Source organism: Pelagibacterium xiamenense (assembly GCF_021166475.1).
Classification (GTDB): Bacteria; Pseudomonadota; Alphaproteobacteria; order Rhizobiales; family Devosiaceae; genus Pelagibacterium; species Pelagibacterium xiamenense.
Genome location: NZ_JAJOYS010000003.1, coordinates 142708 through 164950 on the forward strand (window position 1 = coordinate 142708; position 22243 = coordinate 164950).

The 22243-nt window shown below is 61.1% G+C and carries 21 protein-coding genes and 2 tRNA genes; 19 read left to right on the forward strand and 4 right to left on the reverse strand.

Features of this window, described 5'->3' with window-relative positions:
• Window positions 1-107: 107 nt before the first annotated feature.
• From LSG43_RS13395 to mobA, 3 genes are all read right to left on the reverse strand, one after another.
• A complete protein-coding gene (locus tag LSG43_RS13395; RefSeq protein ID WP_231805038.1) occupies window positions 108-1124 on the reverse strand; it encodes a TerC family protein in 1017 nt (338 codons plus the stop codon).
• A 153-nt stretch (window positions 1125-1277) separates the two neighbouring features.
• A tRNA-Asn gene (locus tag LSG43_RS13400) sits at window positions 1278-1352 on the reverse strand.
• Window positions 1353-1452: 100 nt separating this feature from the next.
• A complete protein-coding gene (mobA, locus tag LSG43_RS13405) occupies window positions 1453-2061 on the reverse strand; it encodes a molybdenum cofactor guanylyltransferase (protein ID WP_369412489.1) in 609 nt (202 codons plus the stop codon).
• A gap of 418 nt (window positions 2062-2479) precedes the next feature.
• Between mobA and LSG43_RS13410 the strand changes: the two genes are divergently transcribed.
• Window positions 2480-2553: transfer RNA gene (locus tag LSG43_RS13410), tRNA-Cys, on the forward strand.
• Between the two features lie 43 nt (window positions 2554-2596).
• Here the strand turns inward: LSG43_RS13410 and LSG43_RS13415 are convergent.
• Window positions 2597-3562 (reverse strand): hypothetical protein, encoded by a 966-nt coding sequence (locus LSG43_RS13415; protein ID WP_231805670.1) that lies wholly within the window; start codon window positions 3560-3562, stop codon window positions 2597-2599.
• A gap of 415 nt (window positions 3563-3977) precedes the next feature.
• Between LSG43_RS13415 and LSG43_RS13420 the strand changes: the two genes are divergently transcribed.
• The 18 genes from LSG43_RS13420 (at window position 3978) to LSG43_RS13505 (ending at window position 22239) form a co-directional block, all read left to right on the forward strand.
• A complete protein-coding gene (locus LSG43_RS13420; protein ID WP_231805044.1) occupies window positions 3978-4538 on the forward strand; it encodes an outer membrane protein in 561 nt (186 codons plus the stop codon).
• Window positions 4539-4662: 124 nt separating this feature from the next.
• The gene (locus LSG43_RS13425; RefSeq protein WP_231805047.1) at window positions 4663-5487 is read left to right on the forward strand and encodes an outer membrane protein; all 825 of its coding nucleotides are present in this window, start codon (window positions 4663-4665) and stop codon (window positions 5485-5487) included.
• Window positions 5488-5677: 190 nt separating this feature from the next.
• Entirely contained in the window at window positions 5678-6196 is a 519-nt protein-coding gene (locus LSG43_RS13430) for a hypothetical protein (RefSeq protein ID WP_231805050.1), read from the forward strand.
• Between the two features lie 326 nt (window positions 6197-6522).
• Window positions 6523-6888, forward strand: coding sequence for an NADH-quinone oxidoreductase subunit A (locus LSG43_RS13435; protein WP_231805053.1), 366 nt, complete (start codon window positions 6523-6525; stop codon window positions 6886-6888).
• Window positions 6889-6902: 14 nt separating this feature from the next.
• Window positions 6903-7433 carry a NuoB/complex I 20 kDa subunit family protein gene (locus LSG43_RS13440; protein ID WP_439652042.1) on the forward strand — a complete coding sequence of 177 codons (531 nt, stop codon included), beginning with the start codon at window positions 6903-6905 and terminating at the stop codon, window positions 7431-7433.
• A 12-nt stretch (window positions 7434-7445) separates the two neighbouring features.
• The gene (locus LSG43_RS13445; RefSeq protein WP_231805056.1) at window positions 7446-8048 is read left to right on the forward strand and encodes an NADH-quinone oxidoreductase subunit C; all 603 of its coding nucleotides are present in this window, start codon (window positions 7446-7448) and stop codon (window positions 8046-8048) included.
• A complete protein-coding gene (locus tag LSG43_RS13450; protein WP_231805059.1) occupies window positions 8045-9247 on the forward strand; it encodes an NADH-quinone oxidoreductase subunit D in 1203 nt (400 codons plus the stop codon). Before LSG43_RS13445 ends, LSG43_RS13450 begins: the two co-directional genes overlap by 4 nt.
• Window positions 9247-10386 carry an NADH-quinone oxidoreductase subunit NuoE gene (gene nuoE, locus LSG43_RS13455; protein WP_231805062.1) on the forward strand — a complete coding sequence of 380 codons (1140 nt, stop codon included), beginning with the start codon at window positions 9247-9249 and terminating at the stop codon, window positions 10384-10386. Before LSG43_RS13450 ends, nuoE begins: the two co-directional genes overlap by 1 nt.
• Before the next feature lie 11 nt (window positions 10387-10397).
• A complete protein-coding gene (gene nuoF / locus LSG43_RS13460; RefSeq protein WP_231805065.1) occupies window positions 10398-11705 on the forward strand; it encodes an NADH-quinone oxidoreductase subunit NuoF in 1308 nt (435 codons plus the stop codon).
• A gap of 5 nt (window positions 11706-11710) precedes the next feature.
• A complete protein-coding gene (nuoG, locus tag LSG43_RS13465; RefSeq protein WP_231805068.1) occupies window positions 11711-13807 on the forward strand; it encodes an NADH-quinone oxidoreductase subunit NuoG in 2097 nt (698 codons plus the stop codon).
• A 72-nt stretch (window positions 13808-13879) separates the two neighbouring features.
• A complete protein-coding gene (gene nuoH / locus LSG43_RS13470) occupies window positions 13880-14911 on the forward strand; it encodes an NADH-quinone oxidoreductase subunit NuoH (protein ID WP_231805672.1) in 1032 nt (343 codons plus the stop codon).
• Between the two features lie 13 nt (window positions 14912-14924).
• The gene (gene nuoI / locus LSG43_RS13475) at window positions 14925-15413 is read left to right on the forward strand and encodes an NADH-quinone oxidoreductase subunit NuoI (RefSeq protein ID WP_231805071.1); all 489 of its coding nucleotides are present in this window, start codon (window positions 14925-14927) and stop codon (window positions 15411-15413) included.
• A 10-nt stretch (window positions 15414-15423) separates the two neighbouring features.
• Window positions 15424-16029, forward strand: coding sequence for an NADH-quinone oxidoreductase subunit J (locus tag LSG43_RS13480; protein WP_231805074.1), 606 nt, complete (start codon window positions 15424-15426; stop codon window positions 16027-16029).
• An 11-nt stretch (window positions 16030-16040) separates the two neighbouring features.
• A complete protein-coding gene (nuoK, locus tag LSG43_RS13485) occupies window positions 16041-16355 on the forward strand; it encodes an NADH-quinone oxidoreductase subunit NuoK (RefSeq protein WP_231805674.1) in 315 nt (104 codons plus the stop codon).
• Between the two features lie 5 nt (window positions 16356-16360).
• Window positions 16361-18319 (forward strand): NADH-quinone oxidoreductase subunit L, encoded by a 1959-nt coding sequence (nuoL, locus tag LSG43_RS13490; RefSeq protein WP_231805077.1) that lies wholly within the window; start codon window positions 16361-16363, stop codon window positions 18317-18319.
• Window positions 18316-19890 carry an NADH-quinone oxidoreductase subunit M gene (locus LSG43_RS13495; RefSeq protein WP_231805080.1) on the forward strand — a complete coding sequence of 525 codons (1575 nt, stop codon included), beginning with the start codon at window positions 18316-18318 and terminating at the stop codon, window positions 19888-19890. Before nuoL ends, LSG43_RS13495 begins: the two co-directional genes overlap by 4 nt.
• A 9-nt stretch (window positions 19891-19899) precedes the next feature.
• Window positions 19900-21345 (forward strand): NADH-quinone oxidoreductase subunit NuoN, encoded by a 1446-nt coding sequence (gene nuoN, locus LSG43_RS13500; RefSeq protein WP_231805083.1) that lies wholly within the window; start codon window positions 19900-19902, stop codon window positions 21343-21345.
• A gap of 57 nt (window positions 21346-21402) precedes the next feature.
• Window positions 21403-22239, forward strand: a complete 837-nt coding sequence (locus LSG43_RS13505; RefSeq protein WP_231805086.1) for a biotin--[acetyl-CoA-carboxylase] ligase — start codon at window positions 21403-21405, stop codon at window positions 22237-22239.
• The last annotated feature ends 4 nt before the right edge of the window (window positions 22240-22243 follow it).

The following is a 22243-nucleotide window of genomic DNA, read 5'->3' on the forward strand; positions in this document are numbered from 1 at the left end:
AGATCGTCCGCTTTACTACGTTGTCGGATGATCGAAGATGCAGCTTTAATATTCTGTGAAGGCTTGCCCGCAGGCTTAAGAAATCCCGCTGATTTACGGCAGTTTTTCTATAGTCGGGTGTCTTTGTGCGCTTGAACGTCTCCTGCGCGCTGGTTCTCGCCTCGTGTCTTCCACAACGAATAACCGACACCTGCCGCCAGGATCGACACAGTCACGACGAGCGAAAGCGCGGTATCGATGTGGATGTGGAGCGGCACGAGGAAAATCTTGATGCCAATGAGCACCAGAACCAACGCCAGCGCGAACTGCAAATACCGGAAGCGCGCCATCGCTGCCGATAGTGCGAAAAACAGCGCACGCAGGCCGAGGACTGCAAAGACGTTCGATGTATAGACAATAAAGGGATCTTGCGTGATCGCGAAGATCGCCGGCACGCTGTCGACAGCGAAAATCACGTCGATAATCTCGACCATGATCAGCGCAACGGCCAGAGGGGTCAGATACATCACGAGCTTGCCGGTTTTTGGGTGTTCCTGCTCGACGAAGAACTTGTTGCCGTGAAAACGCGGCGTGATCCGGAAATGGCGGCGGAGGAACTTGAGGATCTTGTTGTTTTCGAGGTCGTCTTCTTGCTCGACCTCGAAGAACATCCGCGCTCCGGTAAAAATGAGGAACGCGCCGAATAGGAAAAGAATGGGCTGGAATGCCTGGACAAGAGCGACGCCCGCGCCGATCAGGATCGCCCTGAACAGCAGGACGCCAATGATTCCCCAGAACAGCACACGGTGCTGGTAGGCCCGGGGCACGCCGAGGAACGTGAATATCGAGGCGATGACGAAAATGTTGTCCATCGCCAGGCTCTGCTCGATGATGTAGCCGGTAAAAAATTCAAGTCCGGACTCGCTTCCGCGCGCAATCCAGACCCAGGCGCCGAACGCAAATGCAACCGCCATATACATGGCATAGAGCAGGAAGCTTTCCTTGGCGCTGATCTCTTTTTGCTCTTTGTGCAAAAAGCCCAGATCGAACACCATGATAGCGACGACAATAACGACGAACGCTACCCAGAACCACGCGGGCGTGCCGAGAAATTGTGTTTCGTGTAGATGTGCGAGGATTTCCATCGCCGGACCTTCTCCATGTTAGAAGTGGAGCAGTTCCGACATCACGAAAGGCTCAAGAGCCTAACGCCAGAGGGGCCCGGCACTGCGCGGCGAGCTATACGCCTTTTCACTTGCAATGAAAAGAGCCGCGCGCATCACGATTTGAGAAGGAAATGGCTCCCCGGGCCGGATTCGAACCAGCGACCAACCGGTTAACAGCCGGTTGCTCTACCACTGAGCTACCGGGGAACAAAAGGTAGCCCTGATGAACAGGTGGCGTTGATCTATCCAATTTGATGGCGCTTGCCAACCCCCAAATCGAATACCGCACACCTGGGCAGGCAAACGCCTACAATCGGCGCGAAAGAGCGAGCAGGTCGGGCAGGGCGTTGACGTTGGCAAACGGGTTCTCTGGCACAAGCGGCGCATAATCGAGTGGCACGCATCGCGCCGACTCAGTGAGCGAAAAGAGGGAAGGCCCGCGCCCGTGCTGCGGCGCGCTCGACAGTGCCGCCTCAAGGGCGCCCAGCCGCCAGAGCACGTTCGTCGGGTAGAGGTTCTCGCCGAAGGCCGCGACGACACCGCCCGTGTCGCTCTCGAGCAGTGCGTTCGCGCGTTTGCTAAAGTCGGTGGGGAAAAAAGGCGTATCCACAGCGACTGCCAAAAGGTGACTTTCCGGTTCATTGGCTTTGCACCACCGAAGCGCGGCAAAAAGGCCCGCCGCTGGGCCGGGTGGCCCTTCGGGATCGTCTACGATCACCTCGAGTTCGAGCGATTCGGTGGTTGGTGGCACGGCGACCCCTGCAGCGATTGAAAGCAGCACACGATCGCATTGCGGCGCAAGCTGCGCCAAAGCCCGATGGAGCAGCGAGACAGCGCCCAGGCGCAAGTCCATTTTGCGCACGCCACCGATTCGCCGACCGGCCCCTCCGGAGAGAATTACACCGACAATCGCCACAACGCCTCTTAACTCAATTCGAATGAATAATGATTATGATGCCTCGTCGCGGTTCGGTCATGAGCGTACAATGCCGCTCCACCGGGCGTGTAGCAACATTGCGCGTTTGGCTACGACAATAAGCGCAAAATGCGACACCCGTGGTTTAGATATTGGCAAGGTTGGAGCGGCCAGACACGCGAAATGACCGATCGTACAAAAGGATGCCTTCTGGCCATCGTCGTCTCCGCCATCTTGTGGGCACTCGCAATATGGCTCGGCGTCTCGTTTTTCCGCTAGATTCGCGCATATGGCGGCGCGAAAAATCTTTCGAATCTGCGGCCTTGGGGCAATTCGCCGGTCTTTCGGCGAAAAAACGCGGCCAGCCGTACCACACGCTTGCATAACCCCCGTCCTTCGCTTAGAACCGCCCGCCAGAGGCCTCGTGGCGGAGTGGTGACGCAGCGGATTGCAAATCCGTGTACACCGGTTCGATTCCGGTCGAGGCCTCCATTTCCTTCTTGTCAGTAAATGTTCTCGCGCCGTGGCGTTTGGCCTATGCCGGCGCGCCGCTGCTCCGCATCCATTCGGTCGCCCTATCCTTGATCTGCTCGAATTTCCGCGATGCTGACGATATCCGCGCATCCCATTCAGGATCGGGCGTCTGCCCTTCCACGGTCTTGAAGTAGACCTGCATCATGCACGCAATTGCGAACGGCTCAATAAGTGCTGCTTTGACGGCCCATGCAAAGAGCAGGGCAAAGACGAAGCCGCCCGCCGACCATGCGCCCGGCAGCAGGTAAACCACCAGCGCGGCCGGCGCGAGCATGACGAGGAACACGATGAATGCCAGGCCATATGTGAAGAGCGTGAGCCATGCGGCATTTTTAAGCATCACCTTGTAGTTCTGGCCATAAAGCACCAACGCGGTCTGCGCCGATGCCCAGGGGTTGGTCGCCTGCGTCCGGATGGCGAATGCGAGGATAACTTCGTCGATCAGCCCGACCGAAATACGCAGAAACGCCCTCAAAAGCCCCATTGCCTGCTGCAGGCCCGGGATCGGCAGCAAGGTGGCCAATCCCTGCGCGAGACCGACAATGGCCGCGAGCACGCCCTTGACCAGCTGATCCACGGCGAACAGCACGTTCGCCTCCGCGAAGCGCGCCTTGACGACGCCCGCCGCGTATTCGATCTGTCCGCGCCCGTCGGGAATCGGCTTGCCATCGATCAGTTCGGTCAGAACGGCGATATGGCCTGCCTTGACGATATAAAGAATGTACTCGCGCAGGAAATAGAGTGCGCCTGCCGTCAGCCCGAAGCCGATCGCGCCGCCCCAGAAGATGGAGGAGAGGCGGAATTCTTCGTCCCCGAAGGCGCCGATGCCCCAGCCGATACCCGCGCCTGCGCCGGTCGCCAGCACATAGGCGACCGCGATGCCGAAATAGACAGCGATCCTGAAAATGACGAAAGGCAGCGTTCTGCCCATCAGGCCGAGCGACCGGCCAAGCGAAAAGTCCCACATCGTGCGTCCCTCCTGTTCGGCGCCGACTCGGAAGAAGATGTGTCCGGCCGCACGCATCGCCAGATCCTCGTGCCGCGTGGCGTTCGGGTCAAGACGGGACCTTTCGAGGAGGAACGGCCGCCTCTCGGTGCATTTTGCAAGGCGCCGGGATCGGCGTTTACCGGTCCCTAACCAAGAATGCGTTGCTTTTGAGCAACATCGGCGGTTTGCCCTATTCTTGCCACGAGCTGGCCCCACTTCGTCCGCAGTCGGGCGTGAAGGTCCGGGGCACGGCATGAGGGCTGGCGACCGGGCGCTGTTGTGGCATCTAAGCAACACCTCCCTTGCTTATAAGGCAGTGACGTCCGGTCCTCGGAACAAGTGCTCACCGGCAAAGTTCTAGTTTGCACACGCCGGTAAAAAGGAGATACGACTTATGAACTCGCTCAAGAAAGTGGCCATCGCTGCCCTTCTGTCCACGACCGCTTTCAGCGGTGCGCTCGCAGCTGACGCAATCACGACTCCCCCGCCGCCGGTCGCTTCTGTGCCCGTGATGGACGATGGTGGTTTCGACTGGGACGGCTTCTATGCCGGTGCCAGCGTTGGCGGCATCTACGATATCGATGAGGAAACGACCAACTGGACCCTTGGTGCCCAGGCTGGTGTCAACGCTACGTTCGACTTCTTCCTCGTCGGCGCTGAAGTCGCCATCGACGGCGTCTTCCCTGAAGGCGACGATGCCCACGCATACGGCTCGATCCTGGGTCGTGGCGGTGTTGTCATCACTGACGAAATGCTCGCTTACGCGGCCGTTGGTTACGGTTCGGATTTCGACGCCGACGCCGGTGCTGGCAATCACATCCTTGCCGGTGGTGGTCTCGAATTCGCTGTGACCGACGACGTCACGCTGCGCGGCCAGTACCTCTATGGCTGGGGCCAGGACGACGCGGACAGCGACATCCACAAGTTTACGGTCGGCGCGAACTTCCACTTCTAATCGCGCTTCCCGTACGGGATCTGATGAACGGCCCCGCCATCCGGCGGGGCCGTTTTCTTTTTTCCATGTCGCCTGAACGTAACGCGATGTTCAGATTGTGGCCGAATTATAGACACAAAGCGGCATGGATGCGGCGGCCGGCCCAGGCTCGCCAGTCTCCGGGCCTCATCGCATTCGAGACTTTGGGGGGCAGATGACCTGTTCAGGCAAACCATTCATTGTGGCCGCGGCCGCTGTTTTGATCGTTTCCGGCGCGGGAAAGGCCGCCGATCCGATCGTTTCAACGCCGATGACACCTGCCATGCCTACCTTCGAGGACGCATCCGACTGGTCCGGTTTTTATATGGGCGTGGGCGGCACCGCCTCCTGGCAGAGCTACGAGTTCGACGGCGACGCCGGGGCAGGGGAGCCGGATTTCTCATTCTATCCGACGGTTTATGGCGGCCAGCTCGTCGTTGGTGGCAACGTGCAATTTGATTCGGTTGTATTCGGTATCGAAGCGGCCGGCGGCGTCTATGGTTTTTCAGGCAGCGGCAGCGGGGACCTTAGCGAACTGTTCGATGGCGCGCCGGACGACGTCGACTTCGATTATACTTCCGGTGGCTATTCGGCCGACCTCTCGGCCCGCCTGGGCTATCTCGTAACCCCGAGCATGCTGATCTACGGCTCGGGCGGCGCCAGAGCCATCTATAGCAACAACGACACCGCGTTCACGTATGAGGATCCCGTTTCCGGCGACGACGTCACTGAGGAACTGGAGCATTTCGGCAATCTGTTCGGCACCGTCGGCGCCGGGGTGGAAGTCGCGCTTTCGGACGATGTGAGCGTGGATTTGGAGTACGAATACGGCTTTTCCGCCGCCGGTTGGCTGGCCGAGGAAATCCCCGAACTTGATGGCCTGTCAGCCGGTTCCCACACGATCAGCGCTCAGGTCCTGTTTCATTTCTAGCCAGATATGGCTCGCCACAACCGAACGTTTCGAACCCCGCCCACGAGCGGGGTTCCTTCGTTGGAGCCCTGCCACGGGGGTAGATCTCTACAATTTTAGTAAAGTCTTAGGCACGTTTGGAGGCTTTGGTTGCCCGTTCGGGCGCACGCGCAATAATGCCGATGAATTAACCTTAACGGAGTGACGTGCAATGCGTGCCCTCAAAGCGATGTTTATTGCGATTGCGATGACCGGCGGCCTGTCCGTCGCACCTGCGGTCGCCCAGGATCTGTATAGCGGCTACAACTACAACATGGGCCTTGGCTTCGACTGGGACGGCTTTTATTCGGGTGTCTACGGCGGCGGCGTGCCGGTGACGGACAACGAGAAGTCCTGGAGCGGCGGTATTTTTACGGGCGTCAACGTGGCGCTTGATCAGACCTTCGTGCTCGGCGCCGAAGCGCAGCTTGGCGGTGACTTCGAGCAAGATAACATAGCGCTTGACGCGCTGGTCCTCGCAAAGGGTGGCGCATCGTTCGGTGAGGCCCTCGTTTATGGTACCGGCGGTACCGGGCTTATCGCCGGCGAGTTCGGCTATGCCTTCGGCGGCGGCGTCGAATATGGCTTTACCGACTATATCAGCGTGCGCGGCGAGGCGCTCGGAACCGGGGAGTGGGGCTCGGGGCCGGACGAAATGCGACTCACCGCCGGTATCGCGTTCCACATGTAGCCGATGGCGGTCCGTTCCCTGGGTGGGCCGCATCACAGACCGCGATTATGCAAAGCGTTAGGGCGTCCGTTTCGGCGGGCGCCTTCTGCGTTCCCGGGCGATAGCGGCGTCAAATCCGCGCAGGCGCGGCAATGTATTGCCGTATGTCGCGGGCTCATTCTTTCGTCGTAAATTCATGACAAAAATAGTCAGTTTTATGCCCCCTTGAAACAGGGGTGGGGCTGGGCTAAGCCCTGTCCAACACACTGGGAACCCGGCCAACGAAGGCACGTGTTTCCTCGTCCGGCACATCCCCCGCCGGGCCTTTGACAAGGCATGGCTGTCTTATGAACGAACTGCTCAGCAACTACCTGCCAATTTTGATTTTTGTGGGGCTGTCTGGCGTGATCGGTCTTGCGCTCCTGGTCGCCCCCTTCCTGATTGCGGTCAAGCGTCCCGACCCCGAGAAAGTATCCGCCTTCGAGTGCGGCTTTGAGGCTTTCGAGGACGCACGCATGAAGTTCGACGTCAGGTTCTACCTCGTCGCCATTCTCTTCATCATCTTCGACCTTGAAGTGGCGTTCCTCTTCCCTTGGGCGGTTGCCTTCGGAGAGCTCGGGTGGTTCGGGTTCACGTCCATGATGATCTTCCTTGGCGTCCTGACCATCGGCTTCATATATGAGTGGCGGAAAGGAGCACTCGAATGGGATTGAGTCGCACCCAGACCATGGCGACGGCCCAGCCGGCCCCCGCCGTTCCGGATACCGATCCGCTCTTTGTCGAGGTCAACAACGAACTCGCCGACAAGGGCTTTCTCGTCACCACGACCGACGAACTGATCAACTGGGCCCGCACCGGCTCGTTGATGTGGATGCAGACCGGGCTCGCTTGCTGCGCTGTCGAAATGATGCAGATGTCGATGCCGCGCTACGACATCGAGCGCTTCGGTACCGCCCCCCGGGCTTCTCCGCGCACCTCCGACCTTCTGATCGTCGCCGGCACGCTGACCAACAAGATGGCTCCGGCCCTGCGCAAGGTTTACGACCAGATGCCCGAGCCGCGTTACGTCATCTCGATGGGGAGCTGCGCCAATGGCGGCGGCTACTATCACTACTCCTATTCGGTTGTGCGCGGTTGCGACCGCGTGGTGCCGGTCGACGTCTACGTTCCGGGCTGTCCGCCGACCGCCGAGGCGCTGCTTTACGGCATCCTGCTTCTGCAAAAGAAGATCCGCCGTACGGGCACCATAGAACGGTAAGGGCACGACGCCATGGACGAAGCTCTCAATGAACTGGGCGAATACATCGCGCTCAAGCTCGAAGACGCGCTCGACGGGTTCTCGGTGGCCTATGGCGAACTGACGCTGGAGGGCAAGTCGAGCCAGATCGTTTCGATCGCCCGGTTCCTGCGCGACGACGCGCGCTGCCGCTTCATCTCGATCGTCGACGTCTGTGGCGTCGACCATCCCGACCGAACGCAACGTTTCGACGTTGTCTACCACTTCCTCAGCCCCACCCAGAACATGCGTGTGCGTGTGCGGGTGACCACCGACGAAGATACCCCGGTCCCCTCGATCACCGATGTGTTCCCCGGCGCCAACTGGTTCGAGCGCGAGGCATACGATCTGTACGGCATCCTCTTTTCGGGCCATCCCGACCTGCGCCGTCTGCTCACCGATTACGGCTTCGACGGGCATCCGATGCGCAAGGATTTTCCGCTCACCGGCTTTGTCGAGGTGCGCTATGACGAGGCCCGTAAGCGCGTCGTCTACGAGCCCGTCACCCTTGCCCAGGAATTCCGGAATTTCGACTATCTGTCGCCTTGGGAGGGGACTGATTACGTCCTCCCCGGAGATGAGAAGGCCAAACAATGACGGCAGTAGCACCCGAGGTCGACGTCAAGACCTTCACGATCAACTTCGGGCCGGTGCACCCGTCCGCGCACGGCGTGCTGCGGCTGGTGCTCGAGCTTGACGGTGAGGTCGTAGAGCGCGTCGATCCGCACATCGGCCTTTTGCACCGGGGCACTGAAAAGCTCATCGAGCACAAGACCTATCTCCAGGCAGTGCCCTATTTCGACCGGCTCGACTACGTGGCGCCGATGAACCAGGAGCACGCCTTCGCGCTTGCGACTGAACGTCTGCTCGGCATCGAAGTGCCGTTCCGTGGCCAGTTGATCCGTGTACTCTATTCCGAGATCGGCCGCCTGCTTTCGCACCTCCTGAACGTCACCACCCAGGCGCTCGATATCGGCGCGCTCACCCCGCCGCTATGGGGCTTCGAGCTGCGTGAAGAACTCATGATCTTCTACGAGCGCGCCTCGGGTGCCCGCATGCACGCGGCGTATTTCCGACCCGGTGGCGTTCACCAGGATCTTCCTCAGGATCTCATCGACGATATCTGGGCCTTCTGCGAGAAGTTCCCCGCAGCGCTTGATGATATCGACAGCCTTCTGACCGGAAACCGCATCTTTAAGCAGCGCAACGCCGATATCGGCGTGGTCTCGCTCGAAGACGCATGGGCCTGGGGCTTCTCGGGCGTCATGGTTCGCGGCTCCGGCGCGGCGTGGGACCTGCGCAAGGCGCAGCCCTATGAGTGCTACGAGCGGTTGGAATTCGACATTCCGGTCGGCAAGAACGGCGACTGCTACGACCGTTACCTTGTCCGCATGGAAGAGATGCGCCAGTCCAACAAGATCATGCGCCAGTGTATCGAGCTTCTCAACTCGCCCGAAGGGCAGGGACCCGTCTCGGCCACCGACGGCAAGGTCGTCCCGCCCAAGCGCGGCGAGATGAAGCGCTCGATGGAAGCGCTGATCCACCACTTCAAGCTCTATACCGAGGGTTACCGCGTCCCCGCGGGCGAGGTTTACGCCTGCGTCGAGGCCCCCAAGGGCGAGTTCGGCGTCTATCTCGTCTCCGACGGCACCAACAAGCCATACCGCTGCAAGATCAGGGCGCCGGGGTTCGCGCACTTGCAGGCCATGGATTTCATGTCGCGCAAGCACATGCTCGCCGACGTGACGGCCATTCTCGGTTCGCTCGATATCGTATTTGGAGAGGTTGATCGCTGATGAGTGTGCGTCGCCTTGCAGATGAAGCCATCCAGCCCGAAAGCTTCGCGTTCACATCGGAGAACGCGGCCTGGGCCGAGGCCAAGATCAAGCAGTATCCCGAGGGCCGCCAGCAGTCCGCCGTCATCCCGATCCTCATGCGGGCGCAAGAGCAGGATGGCTGGATCACCCGCGCGACCATCGAGAGTGTCGCGGACATGCTCGACATGCCCTATATCCGCGTGCTCGAAGTTGCGACCTTCTACACCCAGTTCCAGCTCCAGCCCGTGGGCTCGCGCGCCCACGTTCAGGTGTGCGGGACAACGCCGTGCATGCTGCGCGGTGCCGAAGACATCCGCGCCGTCTGCCAGAAGCATATTCACGCCGAGCCGCACCATCTCAACGACGACGGCAAGCTGAGCTGGGAAGAAGTCGAATGCGCCGGCGCCTGTGTCAACGCGCCGATGGTCACCATCGGCAAGGACACCTATGAGGACCTTACGCCCGAGCGCTTCGAGGAAATCCTGGTCGCTTTCCGCGACGGTAAGGGTGACACCATCGAACCCGGCCCGCAGAACGGCCGCCGCTACGCGATGCCTCTGTCGGGACAGGTAACCCTGCTCAACGTACCCGAACGCCACACCCACAAGGACGACGGTACGTCCGATAAGACGAACGGCACCGCACCGGGCCGGAAACGCGTCGTAACCGAAGAGTCCGCTCCCGCAATCGAGGGGCCCTCCGAAGAAGCCAAGGTCTCGACCGAACGCGCTGAGAAATCGAAGCGCAAGGCTGCCGGTTCGGCGAAGCGCAAGCCGGATCAGGCCGGGCGCGAAGGCGCGACGGGTAGCGAATCGGCCGCAGTGGAGCCGCACGGCAAACGTACTGCCGCGCCCCTCTTTGAGGCCCCCGCAGGCACCCCGGACGACCTCAAGCTGATCTCAGGCGTCGGCCCCGTGCTGGAAGGCAAGTTGCATGCCCTGGGCATCACGAAATACGCCCAGGTTGCGGCCTTTACCGACGACGAGATCGCCAGGGTCGACGACGCTCTGAGCTTCAAGGGCCGCATCACGCGCGACAATTGGGTGGGTCAGGCCAAGGCACTGGCCGAAGGCGGCGTGGACGAGTACGTCCGCGTCTTCGGCAAGAAGCCCCGCTAGGAGAACGAGCCATGCTCGAAGATAAAGACCGCATCTTCACAAACCTGTACGGGCTCGACGATTGGGGACTCGAAGGCGCGAAGCGCCGCGGTTCCTGGCGCGGCACGAAGGAACTGCTCGACCAGGGCCGCGACTGGCTGACCAACGAGGTCAAGGCGTCCGGCCTGCGTGGCCGCGGCGGCGCGGGATTTTCGACGGGCTTGAAATGGTCGTTCATGCCCAAGCAGTCTGACGGCCGTCCGCACTATCTCGTCGTCAACGCCGACGAATCCGAACCCGGCACGTGCAAGGACCGTGAGATCCTGCGTCACGACCCGCACCATCTCGTCGAAGGCTGCCTGATCGCCGGCCGCGCCATGGACGCGCACCACGCCTATATCTATGTCCGCGGCGAGTTCATGCGCGAGCGCGAGCGCCTGGAGGCCGCCGTGCAGCAGGCCTATGACGCCAGGCTTATCGGCAAGAACAACATCCATGGCTGGGACTTCGATATCATCGTCCACCATGGCGCCGGGGCCTATATCTGTGGCGAGGAAACCGCGCTGCTCGAAAGCCTCGAGGGCAAGAAAGGCCAGCCGCGCCTCAAGCCGCCGTTCCCGGCCGGCATGGGGCTTTATGGCTGCCCGACGACCGTCAATAACGTCGAGTCCATCGCCGTCGTCCCGGAAATCCTGCGTCGTGGCGCTTCGTGGTTCGCCGGCCTCGGCCGCGAAAACAACACCGGCACCAAGCTCTTCTGCGTTTCGGGCCACGTCAACAACCCGGCAACCTTCGAAGAAGAGATGGGCACGCCCTTCGACGTCCTAATCGAAAAGCATTGCGGCGGCATTCGCGGCGGCTGGGACAATCTCCTCGCCGTCATTCCTGGCGGCTCGTCCGTCCCGTGCGTCCCGGGCGAAAAGATCCGCAGCGCCTACATGGATTTCGACGGTTTGCGCGAAGTCGGCTCGTCGCTTGGTACCGCTGCTGTGATCGTCATGGACAAGTCCACGGACATCATCAAGGCAATCTGGCGCCTTTCGGCCTTCTACAAGCATGAAAGCTGCGGCCAGTGCACGCCGTGCCGCGAAGGCACCGGCTGGATGATGCGCGTCATGGACCGCATGGTCCGCGGCGAGGCTCAGAAGCGCGAAATCGACATGCTGTTCGAGGTGACCAAGCAGGTCGAAGGCCACACGATCTGCGCCCTCGGCGACGCGGCAGCATGGCCCATTCAGGGTCTTATCCGCAACTTCCGGCACGTCATCGAAGAGCGGATCGACGCATACACCTATAAGGCCACCTCCGACGGTGCGGTGCCGTCGGTTGCGGCGGAGTAAAGTTCATGGCGCAAATCAAGGTCGACGGCGAACTCATTGAAGTGCCTGATCACTTCACCCTAATGCAGGCGGCGGAAGCCGCTGGCGCCGAAATCCCGCGTTTCTGCTACCACGAGCGTCTGTCAGTTGCCGGCAACTGCCGCATGTGCCTCGTAGAGGTCAAGGGCGGGCCGCCGAAGCCGCAGGCCAGCTGTGCGATCGGTGTCAAGGACCTGCGCCCCGGCCCGAACGGCGAGCCGCCCGAGATGTTCACCAACACGCCAATGGTCAAAAAGGCCCGTGAAGGCGTGATGGAGTTCCTGCTGATCAATCACCCGCTCGATTGCCCGATCTGCGATCAGGGCGGCGAGTGCGATCTTCAGGATCAGGCCATGGCTTATGGAGTGGATTCCTCGCGTTTCTGGGAAAACAAGCGCGCTGTCGAAAACAAGCACGTCGGTCCGCTGGTCAAGACCATCATGAACCGGTGCATTCACTGCACCCGCTGTGTGCGCTTCACCACTGAAGTCGCGGGCGTTTCCGAGCTGGGCCTCATCGGCCGCGGTGAAGACGCCGAAATCACGTCCTATCTCGAGCGGGCGATGACAAGCGAACTGCAGGGCAACGTTATCGACCTTTGCCCCGTCGGCGCCTTGACCTCCAAGCCCTATGCCTTCCAGGCTCGTCCCTGGGAGCTTTCCAAGACCGAATCCATCGACGTGATGGACGCCGTCGGCTCGAATATCCGCGTCGATGCCCGGGGCCGCGAAGTGATGCGCATTCTTCCGCGCGTCCATGAAGGCGTCAACGAAGAGTGGATTTCCGACAAGACCCGTTTTGTCTGGGACGGTCTGCGCACACAGCGTCTCGACCGTCCTTACGTTAAAAAGGGCAAGAAGCTCCAGGCCGCGACCTGGAACGAGGCGTTTTCGGCCATCGCCGCCAAGGTCAAAAAGTCCGATCCCACAAAGGTCGGTGCCATAGCGGGTGATCTCGCGGGGGTCGAGGAGATGTTCGCGCTCAAGGCGCTGCTGGCCTCGCTCGGCTCGAGCAACATCGATGCCCGCCCGGCCGGCTCCGCGCTTGATCCCAGGAAGGGCAGGGCGTCCTACATCTTCAACCCGACGATCGCCGGCATCGAACAGGCCGACGCGATCCTGATCGTTGGGACCAATCCGCGCCGCGAGGCCGCACTCGTCAATGCTCGCATCCGCAAGGCATGGCGTGCAGGCAACGTCGAAATCGGCCTCATCGGAGAGCATGCCGATCTGACCTATGACTACGCCCATCTCGGCGCAGGCATCGATACGCTGGCCGAACTTGCCGCCGGCAAGGGTGCTTTCGCCAAGACGCTCAAGGACGCCAAGCGCCCCATCGTCATCGTCGGCGAAGGCGCAGTCACGGGCGCCTCAGGCAAGGACGTTCTCGCTCTAGCCGCCGAGATCGCTGAAAAGAACGGCGCTCTAAGCGACGAGTGGAACGGCTTCGCGGTCCTCCACACCGCCGCCGCGCGTGTCGGCGCGCTCGACATCGGTTTCGTTCCGGGCAAGGGCGGTCTCGATACAGCCGGCATGCTCAAGGCGTCCGGCAAGGGCGACCTCGATGTCCTCTTCCTTTTGGGCGCCGACGAGATCGACTTCTCGGCCATCGGAGAGAATACGACCGTCATTTACGTCGGCACCCACGGCGATGCCGGCGCGCACAAGGCTGACATCATCCTGCCCGCCGCCGCCTATACCGAAAAGAGCGCGACCTACGTCAACACCGAGGGCCGCACTCAGATGACGAGCCGCGCGGTCTTTGCGCCCGGCGAGGCCAAGGAAGACTGGGCCATCCTGCGCGCGCTATCCGGCGTTCTCGGGGTTACCTTGCCCTACGACTCGCTGACTGCGCTTCGTGCGGCTCTCTATGCGGAATTTCCGCACCTGGCCCGTCTTGACGGCATTGCCGCGGGCAGGCCGGCCGATGTCGTCAGGCTCGCCAGGGACGCCGCGCCCAAAAAGAGCTATGCGCTGGTTTCGCCGGTCACCGATTTCTACCTCACCAACCCCATCGCGCGCGCTTCGGCGGTTATGGCCGAATGCTCGCAGCTGATGGCGGGCCTCAAACAGGCAGCGGAATAAGGCCTCGACATGGACTGGATCGTATACGCTCTCGACTATCTTCTTGGCGTGCCCATCCTGGGATGGGGCACAATGGTCGGGTTTATCTGGAAAGCCCTGCTGCTGCTCGTTTCGCTGCTGCTGTTCACCGCCTATATCCTTCTCGCCGACCGCAAGATATGGGCTGCGGTGCAAATACGGCGCGGGCCCAACGTCGTGGGCGCGTTCGGGCTTCTGCAGAGTTTTGCCGACCTCTTGAAATTTGCGCTCAAGGAGCCGGTCATTCCCGCCGGCGCCGACAAGGCCGTGTTCCTGCTGGCTCCGCTCGTTACTGTGCTTCTGGCGCTCTCGGCCTGGGCGGTCGTGCCGGTGTCGGAAGGCTGGGCGCTGGCCGACATCAATGTCGGTATTCTCTATATTTTCGCGATCTCGTCCCTGAGCGTCTACGGCGTGATCATGGGCGGCTGGTCGTCGAATTCGAAATACCCCTTCCTTGGCGCACTGCGCTCGGCAGCGCAGATGGTGTCATACGAAGTCTCGATCGGCTTCGTTATCGTCACGGTTCTCTTGTGCGTTGGATCGCTGAACCTCACCGATATCGTGATCGCGCAGCAGGAAATGGGCCTGGCGCACATGCTGGGCGTTCCGTGGCTGTCGTTCCTGAACTGGTTCTGGCTGCCGCTTTTTCCGATGTTCATCGTCTTCTTCATCTCGGCACTCGCGGAAACCAACCGTCCGCCCTTCGACCTGCCTGAGGCCGAGTCCGAGCTCGTTGCCGGCTTCATGGTCGAATACGGCTCCACCCCGTACATGATGTTCATGCTCGGCGAGTACGTTTCGATCATCCTCATGTGCGGCCTCACGACGATCCTCTTCCTTGGTGGCTGGGATGCTCCGATCGATCTTCCGCCCTTCACCTGGATCCCAGGTGTCGTCTGGTTCGTCATCAAACTTTGCGCGGCCTTCTTCATGTTCGCGCTGGTCAAGGCCGTTGTCCCACGTTACCGCTACGACCAGCTGATGCGGCTGGGATGGAAAGTCTTCCTGCCGCTCTCGCTCTTCATGGTCGTCGCCGTCGCCTTCGTTCTCCAGCTCACGGGCTGGGGCTGGCACGGCGGCATGTAAGGAGAAACCGACAATGCAGGCACTGAGATTCCTCGATGCGCTTCTCCTCCGCGAATTCGTATCGACCTTCTTTCTGGCGATGCGCTACTTCTTCGCGCCCAAGCCGACCATCAACTACCCCTTCGAGAAGGGCCACGTGAGCCCGCGTTTCCGTGGCGAGCACGCTCTGCGGCGCTATCCCAACGGCGAAGAACGCTGCATCGCCTGCAAGCTCTGCGAGGCCATTTGCCCGGCGCAGGCGATAACCATCGAAGCCGGTCCGCGCCAGAACGACGGCACCCGCCGCACGGTCCGCTACGACATCGACATGGTCAAATGCATCTACTGCGGTTTCTGCCAGGAAGCCTGCCCGGTCGATGCCATCGTCGAGGGGCCGAACTTCGAATTCGCGACCGAGACGCGCGAGGAGCTCTATTTCTCCAAGGAGCGTCTCCTGGCCAATGGCGACCGTTGGGAGCGCGAACTGGCCGCCAACATCGCGCTCGACGCGCCGTACCGCTAGGAGCATCGACGTGGTTCTGCCCTACATCTTCTTTTACCTGTTTTCGGCCATCGTCATTGCGTCCGCGCTCATGGTGATTGCTTCGCGCAATCCCGTGCATTCGGTGCTGTTCCTCATTCTCGCCTTCGTCAACGCTGCTGGCATATTCATGCTGGCCGGCGCGGAGTTCCTGGCGCTCATCCTGATCGTCGTCTATGTCGGCGCGGTCGCGGTGCTGTTCCTGTTTGTCGTCATGATGCTTGACGTCGACTTCGCCGAGTTCCGTTCGGGCATGCTCCAGTACATGCCCATTGGTGCCCTGATCGGTATCGTCCTGCTGCTTGAACTCCTGCTCGTTGCCGGCACGGCCTATCTGGCGCCGGAAGGAGCGGGCAGTGGGGTCTTGCCGATCGCCGGCGGAATCGAGAATACGCGGGCTTTGGGGCAGATCCTCTACACGCGCTACATCTACCTGTTCCAGGCCTGCGGTCTGGTGCTTCTGGTCGCCATGATCGGCGCAATCGTTCTGACGCTGCGCCATAAACCCGGCGTCAAGCGGCAGGATATCGCCAAGCAAGTGGCTCGCGGCAAGAGCGGGCTGGAGATCGTCAAAGTCGAGAGCGGCAAGGGGTTGTAAGAGGGCAAATGATGACACCAGTTATCGGGCTCGGTCACTTCCTGACCGTCGCCGCCATCCTGTTCACCATCGGGGTCTTCGGCATCTTCCTCAACCGGAAGAACGTCATCATCATCCTGATGTCGGTCGAGTTGATCCTTCTGGCGGTCAACATCAACTTCGTCGCCTTTTCCGCCCATCTGGGCGACCTCGTCGGCCAGGTCTTCGCGCTGCTGATCCTGACGGTCGCCGCAGCGGAGGCTGCGATCGGGCTGGCGATCCTCGTAATCTTCTTCCGCAACCGCGGCTCCATCGCGGTTGACGACGTCAACATGATGAAGGGCTAGGCGGCATGATCCAGGCTATCGTTTTCCTGCCGCTGCTGGGCGCGCTCGTTGCCGGCCTGTTCGGCAGCGCCATCGGCCACCGTCCCGCCGAGATCATTACGACCGCGCTTCTGGGCGTCGCCGCGCTCTTTTCGTGGATCGTCTTCATTCCCTTCTGGCTGGGTCACCCCGAACCCTACAGCGTTGAAGTCATGCGCTGGGTGGTTGTGGGCGACCTCGACCTGAGGTGGATGCTGCGCGTCGATACGCTCACCGCGATCATGCTGGTCGTGGTCACCACGGTATCGAGCCTCGTGCACCTTTATTCGATCGGCTACATGCACGATGACCCGCATCGTGCACGCTTTTTTGCCTACCTCTCGCTCTTCACCTTCGCCATGCTGATGCTGGTGACCGCCGATAACTTCCTGCAGATGTTCTTCGGCTGGGAAGGCGTCGGGCTGGCCTCCTATCTTCTCATCGGTTTCTGGTACACCAAGCCTTCCGCCAACGCGGCGGCGATGAAAGCCTTCGTCGTCAACCGTGTGGGCGATTTCGGCTTTGCGCTTGGCATCTTCGGCACGTTCTACATGCTCGGAACGCTGGGGTTCGATGAAACCTTCGCCGCGCTCCCGGCCATGGAAGGGGCGACGATCCCGTTCCTTGGTGCCAACCTCGACGCCATAACCGTTCTGTGTCTGCTACTCTTCATGGGGGCCATGGGCAAGTCCGCGCAGTTCCTGCTGCACACTTGGCTGCCCGACGCCATGGAAGGCCCGACCCCTGTCTCCGCGCTGATCCATGCCGCAACCATGGTGACCGCCGGCGTCTTCATGGTGGCACGTCTTTCGCCCATGTTCGAAATGAGCGAGACCGCGACGCTCTTTGTCATCTATATCGGTGCCATCACCGCCTTCTTTGCCGCCACCGTCGGCCTGGTCCAGAACGACATCAAGCGCGTTATTGCCTATTCGACCTGCTCCCAGCTCGGCTACATGTTTGTAGGGCTCGGGGTAGGGGCCTATTCGGCCGGCATCTTCCATCTTTTCACCCACGCCTTCTTCAAGGCGCTCCTGTTCCTTGGCGCCGGCTCGGTCATCCACGCCATGCACCACGAGCAGGACATGCGGAATATGGGCGGCATCGCAAAGAAGATCCCGATCACCTATTGGCTGATGATCGTCGGCACGCTGGCACTGACCGGCGTCGGCATCCCGGGTACCCCGCTGGGCTTCGCAGGCTTCTTCTCCAAGGACGCGATCATCGAGTCCGCCTACGCCTTCGGCGGCTGGTCCGGTTCGTTCGCCTTCTGGTCGCTGGTGATCGCCGCGCTCTTTACGAGCTTCTATTCCTGGCGCCTCATCCACCTGACCTTCCACGGCAAGACCCGCGCAGATCACCATACGTTCGATCACGCGCACGAAAGCCCGAACGTCATGCTGGTGCCGCTCTACGTGCTGGCCGCTGGCGCGGTGCTTTCGGGCGTCCTGTTCTACGGCGTCTTCTTCGAACACGCCGAACATGTAGCGGAATTCTTCGGCGTATCGCTCGTCGTGGATGCGCACATTCTCGAAGAAGCCCACCACGTCCCGACCTGGGTCAAATGGTCCGCGACCGCCGCTATGGTCGTCGGCTTCATCACCGCCTGGTACATGTACATCCGGCGCCCCGAGGCGCCGAAGGAATTGGCGCGCGAGCATCCGGGCCTCTACCAGTTCCTCTTGAACAAGTGGTACTTCGACGAGCTCTATGACGCGATCTTCGTCAAGCCGGCACGCTGGATCGGCAATGCGCTCTGGAAGGGCTTCGACGACTGGTTTGTCGACCAGACCATTGTCGAGGGCCTCGGCCGCCGCGTCCGGCAGGTGACCGATCAGGTCACGCGCCTGCAATCGGGTTACCTCTATCACTACGCCTTCGCGATGCTGATCGGCGTCGCCGCACTTATCACCTGGGCAATTGCCGCCGGGGGACTGCTGGGATGATCTTGTCCAATAACATACTAACAATCGTTACCTTCCTCCCGCTCGTCGGCGCCTTCTTCATTCTTCTGACGCCGGGCAGGGATGAGGTTTCGGTTCTCAACATCAAGCGCATCGCGCTTGCGACGACGGTCGTGACCTTCATCTTCACGCTGGTCATGTGGGGTATGTTCGATTCCTCGACGGCGGATTTCCAGTTCGTCCAGAACCATGCCTGGCTCGGCGATGTCATCGGCTACCGCATGGGCGTCGATGGTATCTCGGTGCTGTTCATCGTCCTCACTGGCCTTCTGATGCCGATGTGCATCCTTGCCAGCTGGGATTCGATCAACAACCGCGTGCGCGAATACATGCTCCTGTTCCTGGTGCTCGAAACGCTGATGATCGGCGTCTTCGCCACCCTGGACCTTGCCATGTTCTACGTCTTCTTCGAGGGCACCCTCATCCCGATGTTCCTCATCATCGGGATCTGGGGCGGCAAGCGGCGCATTCAGGCGACTTACAAGTTCTTCTTTTATACCTTCACCGGTTCGGTGCTGATGCTTCTCGCCATCATGGCGATGTACTGGATCGGCGGCACCACAGACATTTCCCGGCTCTTGAACGTCGATTTCCCGCCCGAGGCCCAGACCTGGCTCTGGCTTGCTTTCTTCGCCTCGCTCGCGGTCAAGATGCCCATGTGGCCGTTCCACCGCTGGCTGCCCGAGGCTCACGTTGAGGCCCCCACTGCCGGCTCGGTTATCCTGGCGGCGATCCTCCTGAAGCTCGGCGGCTACGGCTTCCTGCGCTTCTCGCTGCCGATGTTCCCCGATGCCTCGCTGATGTTCTCGAACTTCGTGTTCGTGCTTTCGGTCGCCGCGATCATCGTTACCTCGCTCGTTGCGCTGGTGCAGACCGACGTCAAAAAGCTGATCGCCTATTCATCGGTTGCTCACATGGGTTTTGTGACCATGGGGATTTTCGCGGGCAACATCTATGGCATCCAGGGCGCGATCTTTCAGATGATCTCGCACGGCTTCGTTTCCGGGGCCCTGTTCTTGTGCGTCGGTGTCGTCTACGACCGCATGCACACCCGCGATATCGAGGCCTATGGCGGACTTGTCGAGCGCATGCCCAAATACGCCTTCGCGTTCATGGTCTTTACCATGGCCAATGTCGGGCTGCCGGGCACATCCGGCTTTGTCGGCGAGTTCCTGACGCTGCTGGCGATTTTCCAGGTCAACACATGGTTCGCGATCCTTGCCACCACTGGCGTCATCCTTTCGGCCTGCTATGCGCTCTGGCTCTATCGCAAGGTCATTTTCGGCGCGCTCGAGAAGGAAAGCCTCAAGTCCATTCTCGATCTCAACCGCCGGGAGGTCCTGACCCTCGTGCCGCTGGTCGCGCTCACGATCTTTTTCGGCTTCTATCCCGCGCCGATCCTCGATGCGACGAACGCGTCGGTTCAGGCATTGGTTGATCAATACGTCGCCGCCACGGGTATCGAACCCGTCGTTGCCCACGTGGACGTCTCCGCGCCGGTCGCGGCCACGCAGGCTACCGAAGCGGCAGAGCCCGCGCACGCGAGTCACTAGGAGGTGAATATGGTGTCTGAATTTGCCGGTTTCGCCTCTTTGGCGCCAGCCTATCCCGAATTGCTTCTCGCGCTCGGCGCGCTCGTGCTCTTGCTCATGGGCGTCCTTGCAAAGAAGGAGTCCGCACCCTGGATCACGGGGATCACGATCGGCCTTTTGATCGGCGTTGGCGTTCTGATCGTCGCTGCGCCCAGCGAGGGCGTGATTTTCGCCGGTGGCTACATCAACGACGGGTTTGCGCGCTTCATGAAGGCGCTCGTCGTTGCGGGTTCGGTTTTCGCGCTCATCCTTGCCGTGTCCAACGCCGAAGCCCACGGCCTCAACAAGTTCGAATACCCGGTGCTGGTCGTCCTCGCCACGCTCGGCATGTTCATGATGATCTCCGCCAACGATCTCATGAACCTCTATGTCGGCCTCGAACTGCAGTCTCTCGCGCTCTACGTCGTTGCTGCGTTCAAGCGCGACAGCTCCAAGGCGACCGAAGCGGGGCTGAAGTACTTCGTACTCGGCGCGCTCTCATCGGGCATGCTGCTTTACGGCGCGTCGCTGCTATATGGCTTCACCGGCCATACCCAGCTCAACGAAATTGCCCAGGCGATCGCATTGGGTGACCGCAATGCCGGCGTGATCTTCGGCCTCGTCTTCGTTCTGGCTGGTCTGGCCTTCAAGATCTCCGCCGTACCGTTCCACATGTGGACGCCGGACGTCTATGAAGGCGCGCCGACGCCGGTCACGGCGTTCTTCGCCTCGGCCCCGAAGGTCGCCGCCATGGCGCTTGTCATCCGCGTTGTCTTCGATGCCTTCGAGCCCATTGCGCAAGACTGGCAGCAGGTCGTGATCTTCATTTCCATTGCCTCGATGGTCCTCGCATCTTTCGCAGCGATCGGGCAGAAAAACCTCAAGCGCCTGCTGGCCTACTCCTCGATCGGCCATGTCGGCTTCGCCCTCGTGGGGCTTTCTGCCGGCAGTCTCGTCGGCGTCGAGGGTGTTGCGATCTATATGGCGATTTACGTTGCCATGACGATTGGGACCTTCGCGTGCATTCTCGCACTGCGCAACGAGGACGGCTATGTCGAAACCATCGACGATCTCGCCGGCCTTGCGCAGAACCGGCCCTTCGTCGCGGCCATGCTGGCAGTCTTCATGTTTTCCCTGGTTGGCCTGCCGCCGCTCGCCGGGTTCTTTGCCAAGTGGCAGGTGTTCCTGGCCGCGGTCGAAGCGCAACTCTTTATCCTGGCCGTTATCGGCATGCTTGCAAGCGCCGTGAGCGCCTTCTATTACCTGCGGGTGGTCAAGGTGATGTACTTCGACGAGCCGACGCAGACTTTCGCCTTGCCGGCCATCGAACTGCGTGTCGTGATCGCGCTCACGGGTTTTCTGGTCATCACCTACTATTTCACCATCGGCGCGCCGCTGAGCCAGTGGGCCCACACGGCGGCCGGCAGTCTTTTCTAGAGCGGGGTCAGGCAGAGTGGGTACCGTTGTCCCGTCCGATCCCGCATCGGGATAAACATGGCTGGCTTTCCGCTACCCGCGTCTGCGGTTGCCGACGGCTACCGCGTCATTGGCTTCGATACCGTCGGCTCAACCAATATTGAAGCCGCCGAGGCTGCCATGGCCGGGGACAGCGGAAAGCTCTGGTTCGCTGCGCTTCAGCAGACGACAGGCAAGGGCAGGCGAGGACGCCCCTGGGAAAGCCCCTACGGCAATCTCGCAGCCAGCCTCTTGATCGTGCCCGACAGTGCAGCGGAAAATCTTGCAAGCCTGGGGTTCGTCGCCGGTGTGGCGCTCAACAAGGCTCTCGCCAAGATCGTGCCGCAGGCCCGTATCGCGACCGGCATCGACGGCGCGGACGGGCAAAGCGATGGCCACGCGGCACGGATTGCACTCAAATGGCCCAACGATGTCCTTGCCGACGGCGCCAAACTCGCGGGCATTCTGCTCGAGGGCCACAAGCGCCCCGACGGACGGCATGCAATAGTCATCGGTTTCGGCGTCAACGTCGTGGCCGCGCCAGAGGGGCTGCCCTATCCGGCTGCAGCGCTTAACGCCATGGGTGTCAATGTTGACGCTGCGGCAGTGTTCGAGGCGCTCGCTGAAAGCTGGGTCGAATGTTTCAACGCCTGGGACAATGGTCGCGGCATTGCGAAGATCCTTGAATCCTGGCGAGCTGCTGCAGCCGGTATCGGCGCGGAAGTCGCCGTGCAGCGGAACCGAGACGTCGTCCGCGGCGTCTTCGAAACGATAGATGATGCGGGCCATCTGATTGTCCGCGATCCGGAAGGCCACCGCATCGCCATCGCGGCGGGCGATGTTCACTTCGGAACCACCGCGACACTGAAAGTCTGACGGC

What these genes read in the sequence shown, in the direction of transcription:
- nuoK (WP_231805674.1), top strand. Translation starts at nt 16,041, where the DNA reads ATGACACCAGTTATCGGGCTCGGTCACTTCCTGACCGTCGCCGCCATC.
- LSG43_RS13505 (WP_231805086.1), top strand. Translation starts at nt 21,403, where the DNA reads ATGGCTGGCTTTCCGCTACCCGCGTCTGCGGTTGCCGACGGCTACCGC.
- nuoH (WP_231805672.1), top strand. Translation starts at nt 13,880, where the DNA reads ATGGTCGGGTTTATCTGGAAAGCCCTGCTGCTGCTCGTTTCGCTGCTG.
- nuoF (WP_231805065.1), top strand. Translation starts at nt 10,398, where the DNA reads ATGCTCGAAGATAAAGACCGCATCTTCACAAACCTGTACGGGCTCGAC.
- LSG43_RS13415 (WP_231805670.1), bottom strand. Translation starts at nt 3,562, where the DNA reads ATGTGGGACTTTTCGCTTGGCCGGTCGCTCGGCCTGATGGGCAGAACG.
- nuoI (WP_231805071.1), top strand. Translation starts at nt 14,925, where the DNA reads ATGCAGGCACTGAGATTCCTCGATGCGCTTCTCCTCCGCGAATTCGTA.
- LSG43_RS13425 (WP_231805047.1), top strand. Translation starts at nt 4,663, where the DNA reads ATGGATGCGGCGGCCGGCCCAGGCTCGCCAGTCTCCGGGCCTCATCGC.
- nuoN (WP_231805083.1), top strand. Translation starts at nt 19,900, where the DNA reads ATGGTGTCTGAATTTGCCGGTTTCGCCTCTTTGGCGCCAGCCTATCCC.
- LSG43_RS13440 (WP_439652042.1), top strand. Translation starts at nt 6,903, where the DNA reads ATGGCGACGGCCCAGCCGGCCCCCGCCGTTCCGGATACCGATCCGCTC.
- LSG43_RS13435 (WP_231805053.1), top strand. Translation starts at nt 6,523, where the DNA reads ATGAACGAACTGCTCAGCAACTACCTGCCAATTTTGATTTTTGTGGGG.
- LSG43_RS13450 (WP_231805059.1), top strand. Translation starts at nt 8,045, where the DNA reads ATGACGGCAGTAGCACCCGAGGTCGACGTCAAGACCTTCACGATCAAC.
- LSG43_RS13445 (WP_231805056.1), top strand. Translation starts at nt 7,446, where the DNA reads ATGGACGAAGCTCTCAATGAACTGGGCGAATACATCGCGCTCAAGCTC.
- LSG43_RS13420 (WP_231805044.1), top strand. Translation starts at nt 3,978, where the DNA reads ATGAACTCGCTCAAGAAAGTGGCCATCGCTGCCCTTCTGTCCACGACC.
- LSG43_RS13430 (WP_231805050.1), top strand. Translation starts at nt 5,678, where the DNA reads ATGCGTGCCCTCAAAGCGATGTTTATTGCGATTGCGATGACCGGCGGC.
- nuoG (WP_231805068.1), top strand. Translation starts at nt 11,711, where the DNA reads ATGGCGCAAATCAAGGTCGACGGCGAACTCATTGAAGTGCCTGATCAC.
- LSG43_RS13495 (WP_231805080.1), top strand. Translation starts at nt 18,316, where the DNA reads ATGATCTTGTCCAATAACATACTAACAATCGTTACCTTCCTCCCGCTC.
- LSG43_RS13395 (WP_231805038.1), bottom strand. Translation starts at nt 1,124, where the DNA reads ATGGAAATCCTCGCACATCTACACGAAACACAATTTCTCGGCACGCCC.
- nuoL (WP_231805077.1), top strand. Translation starts at nt 16,361, where the DNA reads ATGATCCAGGCTATCGTTTTCCTGCCGCTGCTGGGCGCGCTCGTTGCC.
- nuoE (WP_231805062.1), top strand. Translation starts at nt 9,247, where the DNA reads ATGAGTGTGCGTCGCCTTGCAGATGAAGCCATCCAGCCCGAAAGCTTC.